We start from the raw sequence: 17,693 nt of genomic DNA, 5'->3' as shown, positions 1-17,693 counted from the left end.
CTGCAACTCCCGGCACGCAGCTCCGCCAACGGAAGAAGGGCACCCGCCATGGGCTTCACCGAGATCTTCGTCGCCACCCATGACGCCGCGCTGAAACGCGCCGGCATCCTTGACCAGGGAAGCGGCTCCGCGGCGGACAGCGGGCCCGGGGGCCAGGCGGTGCGGATCCAGGGCATCAGCGACTTCGAAGTCGAACAGCTGGGCGATCTTGCCGGGACTGCCGTGCACGCCGGCGGGGCCGACTATGAGCTGACCATGGTGGACGTCGCCAGCGATTCGCTCCTTGCCGTGCCGCCGGCCATGGTCCGTGCGCTGGCCGACCTGCTCTCCTATGAAACCGAAGGCGAAGGCAATGTCCTTGACGACGTCGCCGAACAGTGGGCCGGCCAGGAGGATATGCCGTTCGACGCCGGCCAGGCCCGGAGCTACGTTCAGCAGGTGGCGGAGTTGGCCGCCTCGATCGACGATTCCGAGCGGACGGGACTGTACGTCTGGTCGGCCTGACCCCGTGATGCCGGTTTCGGCCGTCCTCCGCCTCCACAAGGGCCGGCCGCGGCGCCGGCGCGGTGGCCCAAGTCGAAATAACGCCGTTCATCTGGCACAATAAACAGGTACTCGATCTGCGTGGCCCCTCTCTCCGCGTCCGGATCCTGTCCTTCGAACCCGCAAGTACGGCCCGCCCCACGGGTGCAGAAAGCCGGGTTCACCCCTTTTCTGAAACAGGAGTGACCACAAAAGTGGCCGTAAAGATTCGCCTTAAGCGCTTCGGCAAGATGCGCGCCCCGTACTACCGCATCGTCGTTGCGGACTCACGCACCAAGCGTGACGGCCGCGCCATCGAGGAGATCGGCAAGTACCACCCCACCGAAGAGCCCTCGTTCATCGAGGTCAACTCCGAGCGTGCGCAGTACTGGCTCTCCGTCGGCGCCCAGCCGTCCGAGCAGGTCGCCGCGATCCTGAAGATCACCGGTGACTGGCAGAAGTTCAAGGGCCTGCCGGGCCAGGAAGGCACCCTCAAGACCAAGGTCGCGAAGGAAGCCTTTGTTGCCCCGGAGAAGGGCTCGGTCATCATCCCGGAAGCCATCACCAAGAAGGCATCCAAGTCTGACGCTGCCGAGGCCCCGGCCGACGCCGAAGCTGAGACCACCGAGGCTGAGTAGATTGCTGGCAGAAGCGCTGGAACACCTGGTCCGCGGAATCGTCGATTCCCCGGATGACGTCAAGGTCAGTTCGAAGAGCAACCGCCGCGGGGACACCCTCGAGGTGCGCGTTCACCAGGACGAGCTTGGACGGGTGATTGGCCGCCAGGGCCGCACCGCCCGCGCATTGCGCACCGTGGTTGCAGCACTGGCCGGTGGCGAACCGGTGAGGGTCGACGTCGTCGATACCGACCGCCGCCGCTGAGCGCTCGGCAACATTCAGTTTTTGCTCCGGCCCCTTCACCGCCAGGTGGAGGGGCCGGAGTGCTTTGACCAACATGGTGCTTCCACCGGAACCACCACAACCCGGAACAGAGGAACAGATGCAGCTTCAGGTGGCACGGATCGGCAAGCCGCACGGCATTCGCGGGGAAGTCACCGTCCAGGTGCTGACGGACGCTCCGGAGGACCGCTTTGTCCCGGGAACGGAATTCGTCGTTGAGGACGCCGTGGCAGGACGGCTGACCGTGCGGAGTGCGCGCTGGAACAAGGACATCCTGCTGCTCGGTTTTGAGGAGGTGGCGGACCGCAACCAGGCTGAAACCCTCCGCGGCGCCAAGCTGTTCATCGAAACCGAAGAACTGGACGGGGATGATGACGAGGGCTGGTACGAGCACGAGCTTGTCGGCCTGGAGGCCCGGGTAGGCGCGCAGGTTGTGGGCAAGGTGACTGCGCTGAACACCATGCCCGTGCAGGACCTTCTCATGGTCACCACCCCGGACGGCAAGGAAATCCTCATCCCGTTCGTGGAACAGATCGTGCCTGAAGTGAATATCGAGGAAGGCTTCATCCTCCTCACCCCGCCGGACGGACTCTTCGAACTCAACACCGACGAAGCCGCTGCCCCGGAACCGGAAAGCAGGGACTAGATGCGCATCGACGTCGTCAGCATCTTCCCTGAATACCTCGCCCCGCTTGAACTCTCGCTGATTGGCAAGGCCCGCCACGACGGCATCCTGGACCTGCACGTCCATGACCTGCGCAGCTTCACCACGGACAAGCACCGCACTGTCGACGACACCCCGTACGGCGGCGGCGCCGGAATGGTCATGAAGCCCGAACCCTGGGCCCAGGCACTCGCCGCCGTGGCGGAGGAGCGGCCGGATCCGCAGCGCAAGCCGGTCCTCATCGTCCCATCCCCGGCCGGCGAGCGGTTCACCCAGGCCCTCGCCTATGAACTGGCCGAGGAACAGCACCTGGCGTTTGCGTGCGGGCGGTATGAGGGCATCGATGAACGGGTCATCGAATGGGCGCAGGAACACTTCACGGTCCGGCCTGTCAGCCTGGGCGACTATGTGCTGAACGGCGGGGAAGTGGCCGTCCTGGCCATGGTGGAAGCCATTGGCCGCCTGCTGCCCGGTGTAGTGGGCAATCCCGAATCCCTGGTGGAGGAATCCCACTCGGACGGACTCCTGGAATATCCGGTCTACACCAAGCCTTCCATGTGGCGTGACCGCGAGGTGCCGCCGGTGCTCCTGAGCGGCAACCACGGCAGGATCGCCCAATGGCGGCGCCACGAGCAGTACCGCCGCACAGCGGCGCGGCGTCCGGACCTCCTGGAAGGGTTCGACGCCGGCAGCCTCCCGCGTGCCGACCGCACCGAATTGCACAACCTGGGGTATGACATCGTGGATGGCAGGCTGGTCCGCCGGCCGGAAGCGGCAGCCGCGCCGCAGGATTAGTGCCGGGCGAATTGGCGTAACCCTGCCGCTGTGGCAAAATTAACCCTTGTGTCTGCTGGGTCCGCACCTGCCACAGGGGGTAGCGCGGCCAACAGCCGGACAACCGGCCCCATCAACCCTTGAAGCGGCCGGACTATTCTACTTCGGCGGTGAGACCCGGCCTGCCTTCCGGCAGCCGGACTTGCCCGCCGTGACCCAAAGTGAATGACCTGTGGCGTTCACCAGGAGTGCAATCATGCATATTCTCGATTCCGTCGATGCAGCCTCGCTGCGCAACGATGTTCCCGAGTTCCGCGCCGGCGACACGCTCAAGGTGCACGTGAACATCATCGAAGGCAAGAACACCCGTGTCCAGGTCTTCCAGGGCTTCGTCCTGGGCCGCCAGGGCGACGGCGTGCGCGAAACCTTCACCGTTCGCAAGGTCTCCTTCGGTGTCGGCGTGGAGCGTACCTTCCCGGTGCACTCCCCGATCATCGAAAAGATCGAGGTTGTCACCAAGGGTGACGTCCGCCGCGCCAAGCTGTACTACATGCGTGCACTGCGTGGCAAGGCCGCGAAGATCAAGGAAAAGCGCGACTTCAGCTCCGCCAAGTAAGTAAGTTCTGCCCGGACTTACGGCCAGGCTGGAGCGCGGCCGTACCCGGCATGCGCCGGAGCAATGCACCAGCGCCAGGATACGGACCATGCACCAGACAAAACGCCAGCCCCGCAAAATGGGCTGGCGTTTTGTTTTACTGGCCCTGCTCCTCGCCGTGGCCATCAGCGGAGTGGTCCGGTCCCTGTGGCTTGACGTCTACTTCATCCCCTCGGATTCCATGGAGCCGCTCCTGCAGGGCGGGGACCGGATCCTGGTGTCACGCACGGACTTCCAGTCCGAACCCATCCGGCACGGGGACGTTGTCGTCTTCGATGGCCGTGGCAGCTTTGCACCGTTGAACAGCGGCAAGGGTCCGCTGCCGGACGCAGCCGCTGCCGCCATGCAGTGGCTCGGCCTGACCGGCAGCGACACAACCTACGTCAAACGGGTCATCGGCCTTCCCGGCGACACGGTGGCCTGCTGTGACGCCGGCGGCAAGGTCACCGTCAACGGCACACCCATGGATGAGCCCTACATTTTTTCCGGCGACGCGCCGAGCACGCAGAAGTTCAGCACCGCGGTTCCGGAGGGCAGGCTTTGGCTGATGGGGGACCACCGCTCGGTGTCCGCTGACTCCCGCAGCCTGCTCGGTGCTCCCGGGGGCGGACTGGTTCCGCTGGACAGGGTGATTGGCCGGCCGGCCCAGATCCTTTGGCCGCTTGATAGATTTGCTCCAGTAGCACGGCCGCCCGCAGCGGGGCCGACAACACAGAACGGACGGTAAATGCCCGAGAATCACGCGCGGAAACCTGAACCGCGCCATGACGGCGCATCAGAAACGCCCACCGTTCCAGTTCCCTCCGTACCCGGCGACACCCCGGAAACCGCCGCCCCCGTCCATCGGCGGCACAGGACGGCGTCGAAGGCAGCGGCCGCCAAGTCCGGCGGCAATCCCGTGCTCGGCTGGCTCAGGGAAATCGCCACGGTGGTGGTCATCGCCGTGGTGCTGTCCTTCCTTATCAAGACCTTCCTGTTCCGGGCATTCTTCATTCCCTCGGAATCCATGGTGAACACCCTCGACGTGGATGACCGGATCTTCGTGAACCTCCTGGTGCCGGAGCCCTTCGCGCTCAGCCGTGGCGACGTGGTGGTATTCCGTGACACCAAGGGCTGGCTGCCGCCGGCCCCGGCCAAGGCACAGGGACCGTTCACCTGGGTCCAGGACGGCCTGACGTTCGTCGGCCTCCTGCCCGACAACTCCGAACAGCACCTGGTCAAGCGTGTCATCGGGCTCCCGGGCGACCACGTTGTCTGCTGTGACGCCGGCGGTAAACTGACCATTAACGGGACCGCGATTGACGAGACCTACATCAATCCCGCGGAAGTCCCGCAGATCCGCAACTTTGACGTCACCGTACCGGAAGGCAAGGTGTGGGTGATGGGTGACAACCGGAACCACTCTGCCGATTCCCGTGCGCACATGGAGACTGACGGCGGATTCATCAATCTCAAGGACCTCGAAGGCAAGGCCGCGGTCATCGCCTGGCCGCTGAACAGGATCAAGACCCTGGACAACTACCCGGACGTGTTCCGCAGCGTCCCGGCGGCCCACTGACCGTGCCTTCAGCAGTGCAGGCGTCCCCAGCAGTGCAGACTACCCCGGCAGTGAAGGCGCGCTCCGGCTCAAAACCGGCAGCACGCGGAGCCAAGGCGCCCACGCTGCGGCACGAGCGTACCTTCAAGGCCCAGGGGGTGCGCCTGCTTGCCGGGGTGGATGAGGTTGGCCGGGGTGCCCTCGCGGGTCCTGTCAGCGTGGGAATCGCCGTCGTTGACCTGGAACGCCAGAAGCCGCTTGCAGGCGTGCGGGACAGCAAACTCCTGAGCCCTGCGGAACGGGAACGGCTGGATCCCCTGGTGCGCCGGTGGAGTATCGCATCGGCGGTGGGACACGCTTCCGCCGGCGAGATAGATTCACTCGGCATCATCGCTGCCCTTCGGCTGGCGGGAACCCGCGCGTGGAACAGCATCATCAGCGCCGGCATCATCCCGGAGGCTGTGCTGCTTGATGGAAGCCACAACTGGCTTTCCCCGGCAGGCCAGCTGTCCCTGTTCGACCAGCCCGTGCTGGAGGCCGCGTGTGAAGCCCCGGTCCATACCAAGGTCAAGGCGGACATGCAGTGCCTCAGCGTCGCGGCCGCAAGTGTTATTGCCAAGGTGGAACGGGACCGGATGATGCGGGAACTGCACACCGAATATCCCGATTACGGCTGGGACATCAACAAGGGATATGCCACGGCAGCCCATCGGAACGTCCTACGCGCCGCCGGGCCCACACCGTACCACAGGGTAAGCTGGCGGCTGCTTGGCGGGGAACTGCAGGACGCCGAGGTGCCCGACGGGGACGAACCGTACGAAGACTGACCCCCGCCACCCGCGGCACCCGTGCCGGACATGGTGCAAGATGGAAGCATGAGTGCTGAGGATCTTGAGAACTATGAAACCGACATGGAGCTTCAGCTCTATCGTGAATACCGCGACGTGGTCGGCCTCTTCAGCTACGTTGTCGAGACCGAACGGCGCTTTTACCTGGCCAACCATGTGGACCTCCAGGCCCGCAGCGCCGATGGTGAGGTCTATTTCGACCTGACCCTCCAGGACGCCTGGGTATGGGATGTCTACCGCTCGGCACGGTTCGTCAAAAGCGTCAGGGTCCTGACCTTCAAGGACGTGAACGTGGAGGAACTGCCCCGCAACGAGGAACTGGCCCTGCCCAAGGATGTAGACCTGGGCAACTAGGGTCCCGCGGGACCCTGACTTCCCCTCCACACCGGCCCCTGTCCACATACGGCAGGGGCCTTCTGTCTTCCGCGGCCCTTCGCCTCCAGGCTGGTTGCGGAGGTACACATGAAATCCAAAGACCTGTTGGGCCGGCGGGGCGAAGACCTTGCCGTGGGCTATCTTGAAGCGCTGGGCATGCTGGTGGTGGAGCGCAACTGGCGGTGCGCCGGGGGCGAGATTGATATCGTCGCCCTCGACGGCGATGCGCTGGTGATCGCCGAAGTCAAAACCCGCCGTTCGCTCGACTACGGCCATCCGTTTGAAGCCGTCGGTCCGGAAAAGCTGGCCCGGCTGCACCGCCTCGCTGCTGCCTGGTGCCGTGACCGCGAACTGCGGATGCCGCTGCGCCGCGTGGACGTCATAGCCGTCGTGGACGACGGCGGCGGGGAACCCGTGGTCGAACACCTCAAGGGGGTGGGGTAATGTTCCTCGGGCGCACCTACTCCATCGCCCTCGTCGGGCTCAACGGCTACATGGTGGAAGTCGAGGCTGACATCGGCCAGACGCTCCCGGCCTTCGTCATTCTTGGGCTGCCGGACGCTTCCCTCAACGAAGCCAAGGAGCGCATCCGCTCAGCCGCGAAGAACTCCGGGATCCCGCTCAGCCGAAGGAAGATCACCGCAAACCTCATTCCTGCCTCACTGCCGAAACGAGGCTCCGGCTTCGATCTCGCCGTCACCATGGCCGTCCTCCGGGCAGCGAACGACATCAAGCCCACGGGGCGCACAGTCTTTATCGCCGAGCTGGGGCTCGACGGGAGGCTGCGGCCGGTGCGGGGAATCCTGCCGGCGGTCATGGCGTCGGTGCAGGCCGGGTATCCGGAGATCGTGGTGGCCCAGGCCAACCTCGCCGAGGCCTCCCTGGTCCCCGGAGCCAAGGTGCGCGGGTACCGCACGCTTGCCCGGCTTGCCCTCGACTTTGGGGCGGACCCCCAGGAACTTGCCCTGGACTTCGAACCGGACGAGGCCGATGACGCCGGTGACGGCCAGGCGCTTCCCGGCCCGTGTCCCGACATGGCAGACGTCTCCGGGCAGGGCGAAGCCCGCAGGGCTCTGGAAGTGGCGGCGGCGGGCGCCCATCATCTGCTCCTCACCGGGCCGCCGGGTCTATGTCCTTAACTATTAATGTGGTGGAGCGGGAGTAGCGGCCGAGTTGCGGGTAACCATGTGGCGATCCTCCTGCGTGCAGGGACCTGACCGAGCCAGGCAATTTCCCAAGCTCACTGTCGGTAATAAGCGCGTGGTGAGTGCGGGGCGACGGTGAGGGCGGTGTCGCTAACGCGCCTCACGCCCGTCTCTGACAAAACTGTTTGAAACTTTATATGGGTTCAAAGAAGGAAATTTCGCGCGTTTCCGCATGTCAAAGCTGTTCTCAGTACCCATCTCTGGCTCATAGTTTGTTTCCCACCAAAGTTGAGTCTTCATGTGCTCCCAGGTCAGGGCGCGATCAGTCCATGGAGAAGTGTGTCGACGAGTCGCTCGGGTAGGCCGGGGTCGAGGGGTTCCCGGGTGAGGATGACTCTGAAATGCAGGGGTGCGACGAACATATCGATTGTTTCGCGCGGGCTGGTGGCATCGGGCAACTCGCCGCGGTCGATTGCCCGGGTGATGATTTGGCCGGAGCGCCCGTATCGGGTGTTCCAGTACTGCTCCCGGGCTTGACGTGTGTCTGGGTCGTCTCCGGCTGCGGCCAGTGCCCGGTCGAAGTCGATGCCGCGCGGGGTGCTGAGGTATGCCGCCAAGGAAGTGAGGTAGGCGACCAGGTCCTCGCGCAGCGTACCGGTGTCCGGCACAGGAAGCAGTTCTTCGGCTTCGTCGAGAAGTGCCTCGATCAGCAGGTTCTCGCGGGTCCCCCAGCGGCGGTAGATCGTGGTTTCGTGCACCCCTGCCCGGGCCGAGATGTCGGCGATGACCAACCCGTTCATACCGACTGCGTGGAATAGGTCGAGGGTGGCGTCGAGTACGGCGCGCCGCACCCGGGCCGATCTACCACCCGGCCGTCGCCGGTTCCCTACCTCAGTCATAACCACACCCTAACGCAAGACTCTTGCTTTTAAAAATATCGAAGCGCATACTTCTAACGCAAGTAACTTGCATCTAGAGGAGGTAGTGGTGAGTTCACGAGGCTTGGCCGTGGAGGGCAATGATGCCCAGATCACGCCGCGCAGCGAGGCGGTAGGCGGCATGAGGATTGATTGGGACGTACCGGTACCCATGCCCGACGGCGCGGTGTTGCGGGCCGACGTTTTCCGTCCAGACGACGAGGGCGCGTATCCCGTACTGATGACCTTGGGCCCGTACGGCAAGGGTTTGGCCTTCCAAGAGGGGTTCACCGCGATGTGGCAACGTCTGGCATCGGCCTATCCCGATGCCGTTACCGGCACCAGCAACGCCTACCAGGTGTGGGAAACGGTTGACCCGGAAAAGTGGGTTCCAGACGGCTACATCTGTATTCGGGTTGACTCCCGCGGCGCCGGTCGTTCCGCCGGACAGCTGGACATGCTCAGCCAGCAAGAGGCCCGCGATTACTACGAGGCCATCGAGTGGGCCGGCACCCAGGCATGGTCGAACGGCCGTGTGGGCCTGCTCGGGATCTCCTACTACGCGGCCAACCAGTGGCTGGTCGCGGCACTACAGCCCCCTCACCTCACGGCAATCTGTCCATGGGAGGGGTTCACCGACTTCTACCGGGACTTCAACCACCACGGTGGCATTTTGTCCCGGTTCGGGCAGGCCTGGCAGGACCAGCAGATCTTCACCGTCCAGCACGGGGCGGGCGAGCGTGGGCGGCACAACCCGAACACCGGCGAACTCGTCGCCGGACCGCCTACCCTTACCGATGACGAACTCGCCGCCAACCGGGTCGAGACGATCGGGGAAGCAAAACGACGGAAGCTGATCGACGGGTTCAGCCAGGCACGGACGCCGGACCTGACCCGCGTCCAGGTGCCGGTGTTGTCGGCGGCGAACTGGGCACACCACCTGCACACCCGCGGCAATTTCGAGGGCTACAACCAGGTCGCCTCGCCGCAAAAATGGCTGGAAGTGCATGGCAATGAGCACTTCGCAGAGTTCTACACCGACTACGGCGTAGGTCTCCAAAAGCGGTTCTTCGGCTACTTCCTCAAAGACGAAGACACCGGCTGGGACCAACAACCTCCAGTTCGGCTGAACGTGCGGCACGTCGACGGGTCCTTCGAAGGCCGCGACGAGGCCGAGTGGCCGCTGGCCCGCACGAACTGGACCCGCTTCCACCTGGACGCCCAGTCCGAATCATTGAGCACAACCGAGCCGTCCGCCGAGCAAACCGTGGCCTTCCCAGCGCTTGGTCCGGGAGCCGATTTCTGGACGGAACCACTGACGGAGCAACTCGAGATCACCGGGCCGGCATCGGCGCGGGTGCGTCTGGCGTCCTCCACCACTGACGCTGACATCTTCGTCACCTTACGTGTCCAGGACCCCGACGGACACGAGGTCTCGCTGGTGTCCGCGATCGACGAACACGGCGTGCTGGCCGTGGGATGGCTTCGTGCCTCCCACCGCGAACTCGACCAGGAACGCACCCTGCCCCACCAGCCGTGGCATAGCCATACCCGCAACCTGCCGCTCAACCCTGGGCAGCCGGTCGACCTTGACGTCGAGATTTGGCCCACTTCCTTGGTCATCCCGCCGGGCTACCGGCTGGGCGTCACTCTGTCGGGCCGTGATTTCCAAATGCCGGGAGACGGTCCGTGGCCGGTTGCCTACGGCATCGAACAGCGCGGCAACGGCGTCTTCGTGCACGACGACCCGGACGATCGCCCAGCCGGAATCTTCGACGGCGTAACCACCTTGCACACCGGACCGGGCTCCGGAACTTCACTGCTGCTGCCGGTCATACCAGCTACGCCCACGGATAAGACTTCGACTTTCGCCGATCGCCAGAAAGAACCTGACCACCATGCCTAAGCTCGTGGACCTCTCCGTCAGCCTCCGCGCAAATATTGCATCGGATCCGCCCGGGCTCACCCCCCAAATCACCTATTTCAACCACCAAGAAACAGCCAAGGACCTGGTTTCCTACTTTCCCGGGATGACAGCAGCCGACCTGCCCGGCCAGGAAGGGTGGGCAATCGAGAAGATCACTGCCACGACACACTCTGGAACTCACCTCGACGCGCCGTACCACTATGCGTCCACCATGGACTGTGGAGCACGAGCCATCACCATCGACGAGGTCCCGCTTGAATGGTGCTTCGGTCGTGGGGTGAAGCTGGATTTCCGTGGATTCGATGACGGCTACGTGGCAACAGCAGCCGACGTCGAAACCGAACTCCGCCGGATCGGTCACGACCTGGCCCCGGGCGACATCGTTATCGTCAACACGTCTGCCGGCACCCGCTACGGCATGGACGACTACCTCTCCAAAGGCTGCGGGATTGGCCGCGAAGCCACACTCTTCCTCACCAGCCGCGGGGTCCGCGTGACCGGAACAGACGCATGGAGTTGGGACGCGCCGTTCATCCACACAGCAAGAAAATACGCCGAAACCGGGGACACTTCGCTGATCTGGGAAGGACACAAAGCCGGCATGGAGATCGGCTACTGCCACATCGAGAAACTGCACAATCTCGAAGAACTCCCCGCTATCGGCTTCCAGATTTCCTGCTTCCCGGTGAAGATTCACGGTGCGTCAGCCGGCTGGACCCGTGCTGTGGCCATCCTCGACGAAAAACCCGGCGAGACAAACATTGACGGAGGCCAGCCATGAAATTCTTCCGTGTTCTCGCAAACGGCGTCCCGCGCCTTGGAGAAGCCAACGATGACCTGGATTCGGGCCGGCTCTATCCGGCGGGTCTGGACGCGTTCGATGTCATTTCACAACCCTCGGCCGTGGCCGACGGGGATCATGTGGACTTACGCACTGCTGAGCTTCTGCCACCGATTGATGTCATCACCATCCGCGACTTCATCACCTTCGAGCAACACACCGTCGGCGCGCTGCGGTCCGTTGCAGGAGACAAGGGTGTGCCGGAAGCATGGTACGACGCACCCGCCTTCTACTTCACCAACCCACACGCCGCAACGGGACACAACGCGACCGTGCCCGTTGCGCCGGGATCACAACAATTCGACTTCGAACTGGAAGTGGCAGCTGTCATAGGCAAGGACGGTTACAACCTCTCCCCGGAGGAAGCAGAAGAACACATTGCCGGATACATGATCTTGAATGACTGGTCCGCCCGTGATCTTCAGCGCAAGGAAATGACAGTTGGACTGGGTCCGGCCAAAGGCAAGGACACTGCCACATCGCTGGGACCACTGTTTGTCACGAAGGACGAATTCGACGACGTCACTGACGGCGGCTTTCTGAACCTGCACATGAGCGTCTCCATCAACGGGCAAGAGCTTGCCACGGATTCCCTCGCGAACATGGCGTGGAGCTTTCCCGAACTTATCTCCTACGCCAGCCGGGGCACGTGGGTCCGCCGCGGCGACATTCTCGGCTCGGGTACATGCGGCGGCGGTTGCCTGGCCGAGATGTGGGGATGGGCAGGAACCACGACCCCGGCACCCCTGCAACGGGACGACGTCATCAGCCTGACCGTGGAACGACTGGGCACACTCACGAACTTCATTGGGGAACCTGAGCCGATCCACGAAATTCCAAAAGCAAGACGCCGGCCATTTACTCCGCCGGTGCCCTGGGCCCCTGCGCAGACAGCGGAGTTATGAGCCAGTGCGCTTCCAGAAAGAGAGACAAATGGTTGACCAAGCAGAGATTCGTAATGCAAGATCCCGGAACAGTGACACCTCGGCGGGGATGGAGCAAGGTCTCCGCGTACGCCGGCAGGTCATGGGGGATTCCTTCGTGGACAAGGCCCTTGGCAAGGCAGTTGACACACCATCGTGGCCATTGCAGGAACACGTTACTGAGCACATTTGGGGAGCAGTGTGGACCCGGGATGGGCTTGACCGGCGAAGCCGAAGCATCGCGACACTGAGCATCCTCGTGAGCTTGCGCGCACACGAGGAACTGGGGGGCCACGTCAGGGCAGCGCTGACGAACGGACTTTCACAAGAAGAGGTCGTCGAGCTCATCATCCACGCCGGCGCATACTGCGGGGCACCGGCGGCGTTATCGGCCATGCGCGTCGTCGAGGCATCCCTCAACAGCGTATCGGACTAAACCGGTCCGGATCTGGAACCCGCGCCACCCACGCTTCATACAGACGGCCCCAAATCCCCGCAGTACCAGGGGCGTTCATTCACAGCACCGAAATTGAAACGTCGCATCAAGGGGTTCACCGGGCTGCAGACAGGAACATCAGGACAGAACAATGAGCGATCCAGTCATTATGCTCGTGCAGCACCGTGGGGAGTTGGAACCTGGTGACAGGGTACTAATTCGCCATCCATCGGGCCTTCAATTCATGGAGACAGTTGATGACCTCACCGAATCGGGTGACGTGATCTGGACCATCGGCCACTACCTCCACGAACGAAAAATGGTGCTTTCAACGGATCCGATAGAGGTATGGATCTACCCGAAAGAGATCCGGGGGACTGCGCCCACAAATGAAGACCAGCCCCGGGTTGACATGACACCGGAAACGTCCGCATAGGAGGGCCGATGTATGAAGTCCGGTAGGGGTGAAGGCGTGGCCGCTCGTCGCCCAGAACTCTTTCGTCGAGTGGGCAACCAAATCCCGAGTGGCAGTACCTTATGCGTAGAAAGGTCCTTATATGGATTTTGACAATGTCGTTGAAACTCAGCTATCGGCAGCCCAGCCAAGGGACGTGCTCAATGCCCGCCACGTAACGCCTGCTGCCTATGCCGAGCAGCTGCTGAGGGAGGAATCCGGGATCTTCGCGAACACCTCTTTCGAGCCCCAGACCATTCGTTGCGTGGGCGTGATCGGTGCGGGGCTAATGGCCGGCCAGCTCGCTATACTCTTTGCTCGTCGACTTCGTGTCCCGGTGCTCATTACTGACGTTTCCCAGGCAAGAATTGACCACTGCCTTGCGTGGATAGCCACCCATCTGGACAAACTGCAGGACCGGGGCCATCTTAACGAAGCAACTGCCGCGGAGCTTCGTGCACTTTTTCGAGGGACGCTGGACCGAAAGGACTTCGGGTCCTGCGACGTGGTGATTGAAGCGGTCATCGAGGATCTGGCCGTCAAACGGACGGTACTGTCCGAGATCGAGAAATTTGTCAGCACTGAAGCCTTGCTGTTAACGAACACGTCGTCACTGTCTCTCGCTTCGATGGGCGAACAGTTAGCTCACAGGAAACGATTGATCGGGATGCATTTTTTCAATCCCGTAGCTGTGCTGCCGCTGGTCGAAGTTATCAGGACCGCAGAAAACGATGCTCCCACCCTGGCCAGGGTGGGCGATCTAGCCCGGCTACTTGGCAAGACCCCGGTTTTGGTCGAGGACGCTCCTGGCTTCGTCGTCAACCGCATACTAACCAGGCTCTTCAGTGAGCTGCTGCGGCTCATCGACGCCGGGTTTGATATCAAGACGGTCGACCACGCGTTGGATCCGCTCGACCTGCCGATGACCCCTCTGACGCTATTGGGGTTTATCGGTCCAGCTGTCCAACGGCACATCTGCGAGAGCATGCACGCCGCCTACCCTGGGCGTTTTGGGGTCAGTCCAGGCCTGGTTGCTGCAGCTGAGGCAGGCCTTTCCGGCTTCCTGGATGCGTCAGGAGAACTGCTGCCGGAGGCAAAAGCATTGCTGCAACCCTCAAATGTCGACAGCGCCTCAATGACCACCGATGCTGCAGGCATCGGGGCCCTGGTCCTCGAAGCATTGGCCGAAGAAGTGGGATTGATCCTGGCCGAAAAAGTAGTGGCAAGTCCGAAGGAAATTGACCTTTGCATGATCCTGGGGGCCAATTTCCCGAAACGCCACGGCGGGCTCACGCCCCTGCTCGATCTAAGCGGGGCGTCACGGAAGGTGTGGGGAAAGAATCTTCATGAGAGCCATGGTTTCGCAGAAGAGGCGGCGTCCAGCGTCGGTTCCACACAGGCCGTGTCAACCTAACTCCGTACTACATGTCTAAAGGATGCATATCGATGCTTGAATATGACGTCACCGAACCGCTGAACACCGACTACTACTCCGTTTTCGCGGATATCCCCGAAACGGATCGCGCTGCATGGTGCCGCGCACGGACTTTTGTTGAGGATTCCCTCCCTGAAATGAACGACTGCTGGGAACGGGCCGAGTTCCCGGCCCATCTTGTGAAAGTCATGGGGGAGATGAACCTGCTGTCCGACGGAGTCAGCGTCGAGGGGCACCAGCAGTTGTCAGCACTGGCGGCCGGTCTGGTCAATATGGAAGTCTCTCGAGGTGACGGCTCCCTGGGCACGATCATCGCCGTGCAAGGTGGATTGGCATTGCGATCCATCGCCTTCTTCGGATCTGAAGAGCAGCATCATGCATGGTTGGGTCCTATGGTCCGCGGCGAAAAGCTAGGTGCGTTTGCCCTGACGGAACCGGAACATGGATCCGACTCCGTTGCCTTGGAAACGACCGCCAGACTGGACGGAAGCGAATATGTTCTCAACGGAGAGAAGAAGTGGATCGGCAACGGGTGCGGGGGAGACATCACCGTTGTCTGGGCCCGGGACGAGGCCGGGAACGTCCGCGGGTTCCTTGTAGAACAGGACCGGCCAGGGTATGAGGCCGCACCGATCACGGGAAAGGCGTCGTTGCGCGCCATGAACCAAGCCTTGATACGCCTGAACAATGTCAGGGTGCCAATCACAAACGTGCTCCCCGGAACCCGGACATTCAAGGACGTGACGAAAGTCCTGGTCGCCACCCGCCTCGGAGTGGCCTGGTCCGCGCTTGGACATGCCACCGCAGTATACGAAGCAGCACTGAATTACGTGGCGCATCGAACTCAGTTCGGCAAACCCTTGGCCAAATTCCAACTGATCCAGGACCGGCTCGCCTACATGCTCTCCGAACTCACCAGCATGCAGTTGCACTGCGTTCACCTTGCCGCCCTTGATACCGCAGGAAGGATGACTCCAACCCAGGCAGCAATGGCCAAATACCACAACACCCGCAAGGCACGAGAGCTCGCCTCAATCGCCCGCGACATGCTAGGCGGCAACGGCATTCTGCTGGAAAACCACGTGATCCGGCACCTACTGGACATCGAGTCCATCCATACCTATGAAGGCACCCAAAGTATCCAGGCTCTACTCATCGGGCGCGATGTCACCGGACAAAGCGCCTTCGCCTAAGGACTGACCATGACGACAGATTTTGCCAACGACATCCCCCTGACCCCCCTGCGGTTCCTCCAGCGCTCAGCCGAGGTGTTCGGCGATAAAACGGCGATTGTTCATGGAACGCGAACGTACACCTATGGTCAGTTCGCCGCCGAAGCACAGAAGCTAGCCAAGGTCATCAAAGGCCGGATCAGACCCGGCGACCGGGTCGCGTTCCTATGCCCCAACATCCCCGAACTGCTGATCGCGCACTTTGCTATCCCCCTGGCCGGCGGCGTCCTCGTGGCTCTGAACTCACGCCTGACGGCACGTGAACTTCAATACATCCTCGAGCATTCCGAATCCAAGCTCCTCTTTGTTGACACCGAACTACTTTGTACTGCAGCAGGCCTCGACCTGGAACCGACCCATCTTCTGGACATCGTGGAGGTGCCCGACAGCACCAGCACCAGCGCCGGCTTCGACACCAGCCGGACCCCGGCCACCGTGCAGTACGAGCACTTCCTGGGTGACCGAGTAACCAGCGAGGCAGACCTCCCGTGGGCCATTCAGGACGAGCGAACGCCTATCGCGCTCAACTACACCTCTGGCACCACGGGCAAGCCGAAAGGTGTCCTGTACTCGCATCGAGGCGCATATCTGAACTCCATCGGGGAAACGATCCACAACCAGTTCAACGCTGACACCCGCTACCTCTGGACGCTCCCGATGTTCCACTGCAACGGCTGGTGCACCACCTGGGCCGTCACAGCCGTCGCCGGCGTCCATGTCTGCCTGCGCGCGGTGCGCCCCGAGGGCGTCTGGAGCGCCATTGATACTCAAGGCATCACCCATATGTGCGGTGCCCCAACGATCTGCAGCGTTATTGCCGACGCGCCCCAGGCGCACACCGTCTCGGCCCCCTTACGAATCACGACCGCGGGCTCTCCGCCCTCACCGTCGATAATCACAGCACTGGACTCCCTCGGAATCGGCGTCACCCACGTCTATGGACTTACCGAGGTGTACGGCCCGTACACGATATGTGAATACCAAGACCAATGGGACGGGCTGACCGCAGAGGAGAGGGCAGTGAAGATCTCCAGACAGGGCGTCGGAATGCTGCAGGCAGAAACGGCGCGCATCGTCGATTCGGCCATGAACGATGTACCGGCCGATGGAGCCACCCTCGGGGAAATCGTGCTTCGCGGCAACAACGTTATGATCGGCTACTTCAAAGACCCGGAGGCAACAGCCGAAGCTTTCCGTGGAGGCTGGTTTCACACCGGCGACCTCGGAGTCATGCACCCTGACGGCTACATACAGCTCAAGGACCGCGCCAAAGACATCATCATTTCCGGCGGTGAAAATATCTCGACCATCGAGGTTGAACAGGCCATCATCAGCCATCCAGACGTGACCGACGTGGCAGTGATAGGCGTTCCACACGATAAGTGGGGGGAACGGCCCGTTGCCTTCGTGGTCCGCAGCAGTACCAGCACCCTGACCGCCGAAGCCGTGCGCACCTATGCGAAAGCCCGGATCGCCGGATTCAAGGTCCCTGACAAGATCCTTTTCACCGACGAACTCCCTCATACCTCAACCGGCAAGACAATTAAGGCGCAATTGCGTGCTCTGGACATCAGCAAAAGCACAGAAGAGTTGCGGACGGAAACCAGTTAGGAGCCACACCCGTGGGCGAGAGTGGTGAACTGTATTGATCGCAGCAAGTGCCGGACCGCGGCTGTTTTCCGACTACCTGTGTCATGCGGTACCTGGTGTCTCGACCGTTGACGTGATCCGATTTGCGGCTGCGGTAACTGAGATCCACAACTATGTGCTTCGCGAGATGATGCTTGATTTCCCCCAGGGCTCGATCAAAGTACCTCAAGGGCGAGCTGCTAACAGTCCGCCGCCGCTTTGGGTTGCTCTCCGAGGCGGAATTCGAAGACAAACCCGCCCCGGACGATCTGGTCTTGGCGGTTTTTCCCGCTCCACACCAACTGCAGAGATAGCGTGACGAATCCAGGCGTCTCCCCTCTCTTTTCCATTGCGGGGTCGGGACTCGAGAATTAGTGAACATGTGGTGATCGCACTTGGATGGCCTGTTTGTGCTGATTTTGTAGGGATCTTTTGGCCTCCAAACGTGCACATCACGTCTATGATTCACCTTCCCCCGG

20 protein-coding genes and 1 pseudogene are annotated in these 17,693 nt (G+C 62.2%); 20 read left to right on the top strand and 1 reads right to left on the bottom strand.

Going from position 1 to position 17,693, the window contains the following annotated elements; genetic code table 11:
• The first annotated feature begins 48 nt into the window (after window positions 1-48).
• From ASG79_RS01080 to ASG79_RS01025, 12 genes and pseudogenes are all read left to right on the top strand, one after another.
• A complete protein-coding gene (locus ASG79_RS01080; RefSeq protein WP_056387866.1) occupies window positions 49-504 on the top strand; it encodes a hypothetical protein in 456 nt (151 codons plus the stop codon).
• A gap of 233 nt (window positions 505-737) precedes the next feature.
• On the top strand, window positions 738-1,160 hold the full coding sequence (gene rpsP, locus ASG79_RS01075) for a 30S ribosomal protein S16 (RefSeq protein WP_018768286.1): 423 nt from the start codon (window positions 738-740) through the stop codon (window positions 1,158-1,160).
• A gap of 1 nt (window position 1,161) precedes the next feature.
• Complete coding sequence (locus tag ASG79_RS01070; protein ID WP_056387863.1) at window positions 1,162-1,404, top strand: RNA-binding protein; 243 nt, start codon at window positions 1,162-1,164, stop codon at window positions 1,402-1,404.
• Between the two features lie 118 nt (window positions 1,405-1,522).
• Entirely contained in the window at window positions 1,523-2,068 is a 546-nt protein-coding gene (gene rimM, locus ASG79_RS01065; RefSeq protein ID WP_186447728.1) for a ribosome maturation factor RimM, read from the top strand.
• Complete coding sequence (gene trmD / locus ASG79_RS01060) at window positions 2,069-2,881, top strand: tRNA (guanosine(37)-N1)-methyltransferase TrmD (RefSeq protein WP_018768284.1); 813 nt, start codon at window positions 2,069-2,071, stop codon at window positions 2,879-2,881.
• 235 nt (window positions 2,882-3,116) lie between these two features.
• Window positions 3,117-3,476 carry a 50S ribosomal protein L19 gene (rplS, locus tag ASG79_RS01055; RefSeq protein WP_018768283.1) on the top strand — a complete coding sequence of 120 codons (360 nt, stop codon included), beginning with the start codon at window positions 3,117-3,119 and terminating at the stop codon, window positions 3,474-3,476.
• A gap of 88 nt (window positions 3,477-3,564) precedes the next feature.
• On the top strand, window positions 3,565-4,242 hold the full coding sequence (lepB, locus tag ASG79_RS01050) for a signal peptidase I (protein ID WP_056387861.1): 678 nt from the start codon (window positions 3,565-3,567) through the stop codon (window positions 4,240-4,242).
• Complete coding sequence (gene lepB, locus ASG79_RS01045) at window positions 4,243-5,073, top strand: signal peptidase I (protein ID WP_056387858.1); 831 nt, start codon at window positions 4,243-4,245, stop codon at window positions 5,071-5,073. It abuts the gene before it with no gap.
• Between the two features lie 50 nt (window positions 5,074-5,123).
• A complete protein-coding gene (locus ASG79_RS01040; protein WP_056388162.1) occupies window positions 5,124-5,879 on the top strand; it encodes a ribonuclease HII in 756 nt (251 codons plus the stop codon).
• A 48-nt stretch (window positions 5,880-5,927) separates the two neighbouring features.
• A complete protein-coding gene (locus ASG79_RS01035) occupies window positions 5,928-6,254 on the top strand; it encodes a DUF2469 domain-containing protein (protein ID WP_056335405.1) in 327 nt (108 codons plus the stop codon).
• Between the two features lie 108 nt (window positions 6,255-6,362).
• The gene (locus ASG79_RS01030) at window positions 6,363-6,719 is read left to right on the top strand and encodes a YraN family protein (RefSeq protein WP_018768278.1); all 357 of its coding nucleotides are present in this window, start codon (window positions 6,363-6,365) and stop codon (window positions 6,717-6,719) included.
• A pseudogene (locus ASG79_RS01025) lies at window positions 6,719-7,402 on the top strand (magnesium chelatase domain-containing protein); the annotation flags it as partial. The gene ASG79_RS01030 and the pseudogene ASG79_RS01025, both read left to right, overlap by 1 nt.
• A 329-nt stretch (window positions 7,403-7,731) precedes the next feature.
• Here ASG79_RS01025 and ASG79_RS01020 read toward each other — a convergent pair.
• Entirely contained in the window at window positions 7,732-8,319 is a 588-nt protein-coding gene (locus tag ASG79_RS01020; RefSeq protein ID WP_056387855.1) for a TetR/AcrR family transcriptional regulator, read from the bottom strand.
• 88 nt (window positions 8,320-8,407) lie between these two features.
• Here ASG79_RS01020 and ASG79_RS01015 point away from each other — a divergent pair, with 88 nt between their 5' ends.
• From ASG79_RS01015 to ASG79_RS00980, 8 genes are all read left to right on the top strand, one after another.
• Window positions 8,408-10,243, top strand: a complete 1,836-nt coding sequence (locus tag ASG79_RS01015; protein WP_200953129.1) for a CocE/NonD family hydrolase — start codon at window positions 8,408-8,410, stop codon at window positions 10,241-10,243.
• The gene (locus ASG79_RS01010; RefSeq protein ID WP_056387851.1) at window positions 10,236-11,045 is read left to right on the top strand and encodes a cyclase family protein; all 810 of its coding nucleotides are present in this window, start codon (window positions 10,236-10,238) and stop codon (window positions 11,043-11,045) included. The genes ASG79_RS01015 and ASG79_RS01010 overlap by 8 nt, the downstream gene beginning before the upstream one ends.
• Window positions 11,042-12,010, top strand: a complete 969-nt coding sequence (locus ASG79_RS01005; RefSeq protein ID WP_056387849.1) for a fumarylacetoacetate hydrolase family protein — start codon at window positions 11,042-11,044, stop codon at window positions 12,008-12,010. Before ASG79_RS01010 ends, ASG79_RS01005 begins: the two co-directional genes overlap by 4 nt.
• 28 nt (window positions 12,011-12,038) lie before the next feature.
• Window positions 12,039-12,464 carry a carboxymuconolactone decarboxylase family protein gene (locus tag ASG79_RS01000; RefSeq protein ID WP_200953128.1) on the top strand — a complete coding sequence of 142 codons (426 nt, stop codon included), beginning with the start codon at window positions 12,039-12,041 and terminating at the stop codon, window positions 12,462-12,464.
• Between the two features lie 151 nt (window positions 12,465-12,615).
• A complete protein-coding gene (locus ASG79_RS00995) occupies window positions 12,616-12,900 on the top strand; it encodes a hypothetical protein (protein ID WP_056387841.1) in 285 nt (94 codons plus the stop codon).
• Between the two features lie 121 nt (window positions 12,901-13,021).
• Window positions 13,022-14,332 carry a 3-hydroxyacyl-CoA dehydrogenase family protein gene (locus ASG79_RS00990; protein WP_056387840.1) on the top strand — a complete coding sequence of 437 codons (1,311 nt, stop codon included), beginning with the start codon at window positions 13,022-13,024 and terminating at the stop codon, window positions 14,330-14,332.
• 32 nt (window positions 14,333-14,364) lie between these two features.
• Window positions 14,365-15,546 carry an acyl-CoA dehydrogenase family protein gene (locus tag ASG79_RS00985; protein ID WP_235509702.1) on the top strand — a complete coding sequence of 394 codons (1,182 nt, stop codon included), beginning with the start codon at window positions 14,365-14,367 and terminating at the stop codon, window positions 15,544-15,546.
• Between the two features lie 9 nt (window positions 15,547-15,555).
• Window positions 15,556-17,196 (top strand): AMP-binding protein, encoded by a 1,641-nt coding sequence (locus tag ASG79_RS00980; RefSeq protein ID WP_056387834.1) that lies wholly within the window; start codon window positions 15,556-15,558, stop codon window positions 17,194-17,196.
• Window positions 17,197-17,693 lie beyond the last annotated feature (497 nt).

Source organism: Arthrobacter sp. Soil761, from assembly GCF_001428325.1.
GTDB lineage: Bacteria > Actinomycetota > Actinomycetes > Actinomycetales > Micrococcaceae > Arthrobacter.
The sequence above is the reverse complement of the archived record's forward strand: the minus strand, read 5'-3'. Positions and strand labels throughout refer to the sequence as shown.

Bases quoted from the DNA above. Each gene is read 5' to 3' on its own strand.
- ASG79_RS00990 (WP_056387840.1), top strand. From the start codon at position 13,022: ATGGATTTTGACAATGTCGTTGAAACTCAGCTATCGGCAGCCCAGCCA.
- ASG79_RS01080 (WP_056387866.1), top strand. From the start codon at position 49: ATGGGCTTCACCGAGATCTTCGTCGCCACCCATGACGCCGCGCTGAAA.
- ASG79_RS01010 (WP_056387851.1), top strand. From the start codon at position 10,236: ATGCCTAAGCTCGTGGACCTCTCCGTCAGCCTCCGCGCAAATATTGCA.
- lepB (WP_056387861.1), top strand. From the start codon at position 3,565: ATGCACCAGACAAAACGCCAGCCCCGCAAAATGGGCTGGCGTTTTGTT.
- ASG79_RS00980 (WP_056387834.1), top strand. From the start codon at position 15,556: ATGACGACAGATTTTGCCAACGACATCCCCCTGACCCCCCTGCGGTTC.
- ASG79_RS01005 (WP_056387849.1), top strand. From the start codon at position 11,042: ATGAAATTCTTCCGTGTTCTCGCAAACGGCGTCCCGCGCCTTGGAGAA.
- rimM (WP_186447728.1), top strand. From the start codon at position 1,523: ATGCAGCTTCAGGTGGCACGGATCGGCAAGCCGCACGGCATTCGCGGG.
- ASG79_RS01020 (WP_056387855.1), bottom strand. From the start codon at position 8,319: ATGACTGAGGTAGGGAACCGGCGACGGCCGGGTGGTAGATCGGCCCGG.
- ASG79_RS01000 (WP_200953128.1), top strand. From the start codon at position 12,039: ATGGTTGACCAAGCAGAGATTCGTAATGCAAGATCCCGGAACAGTGAC.
- ASG79_RS00995 (WP_056387841.1), top strand. From the start codon at position 12,616: ATGAGCGATCCAGTCATTATGCTCGTGCAGCACCGTGGGGAGTTGGAA.
- trmD (WP_018768284.1), top strand. From the start codon at position 2,069: ATGCGCATCGACGTCGTCAGCATCTTCCCTGAATACCTCGCCCCGCTT.
- ASG79_RS00985 (WP_235509702.1), top strand. From the start codon at position 14,365: ATGCTTGAATATGACGTCACCGAACCGCTGAACACCGACTACTACTCC.
- ASG79_RS01030 (WP_018768278.1), top strand. From the start codon at position 6,363: ATGAAATCCAAAGACCTGTTGGGCCGGCGGGGCGAAGACCTTGCCGTG.
- ASG79_RS01035 (WP_056335405.1), top strand. From the start codon at position 5,928: ATGAGTGCTGAGGATCTTGAGAACTATGAAACCGACATGGAGCTTCAG.
- rplS (WP_018768283.1), top strand. From the start codon at position 3,117: ATGCATATTCTCGATTCCGTCGATGCAGCCTCGCTGCGCAACGATGTT.
- lepB (WP_056387858.1), top strand. From the start codon at position 4,243: ATGCCCGAGAATCACGCGCGGAAACCTGAACCGCGCCATGACGGCGCA.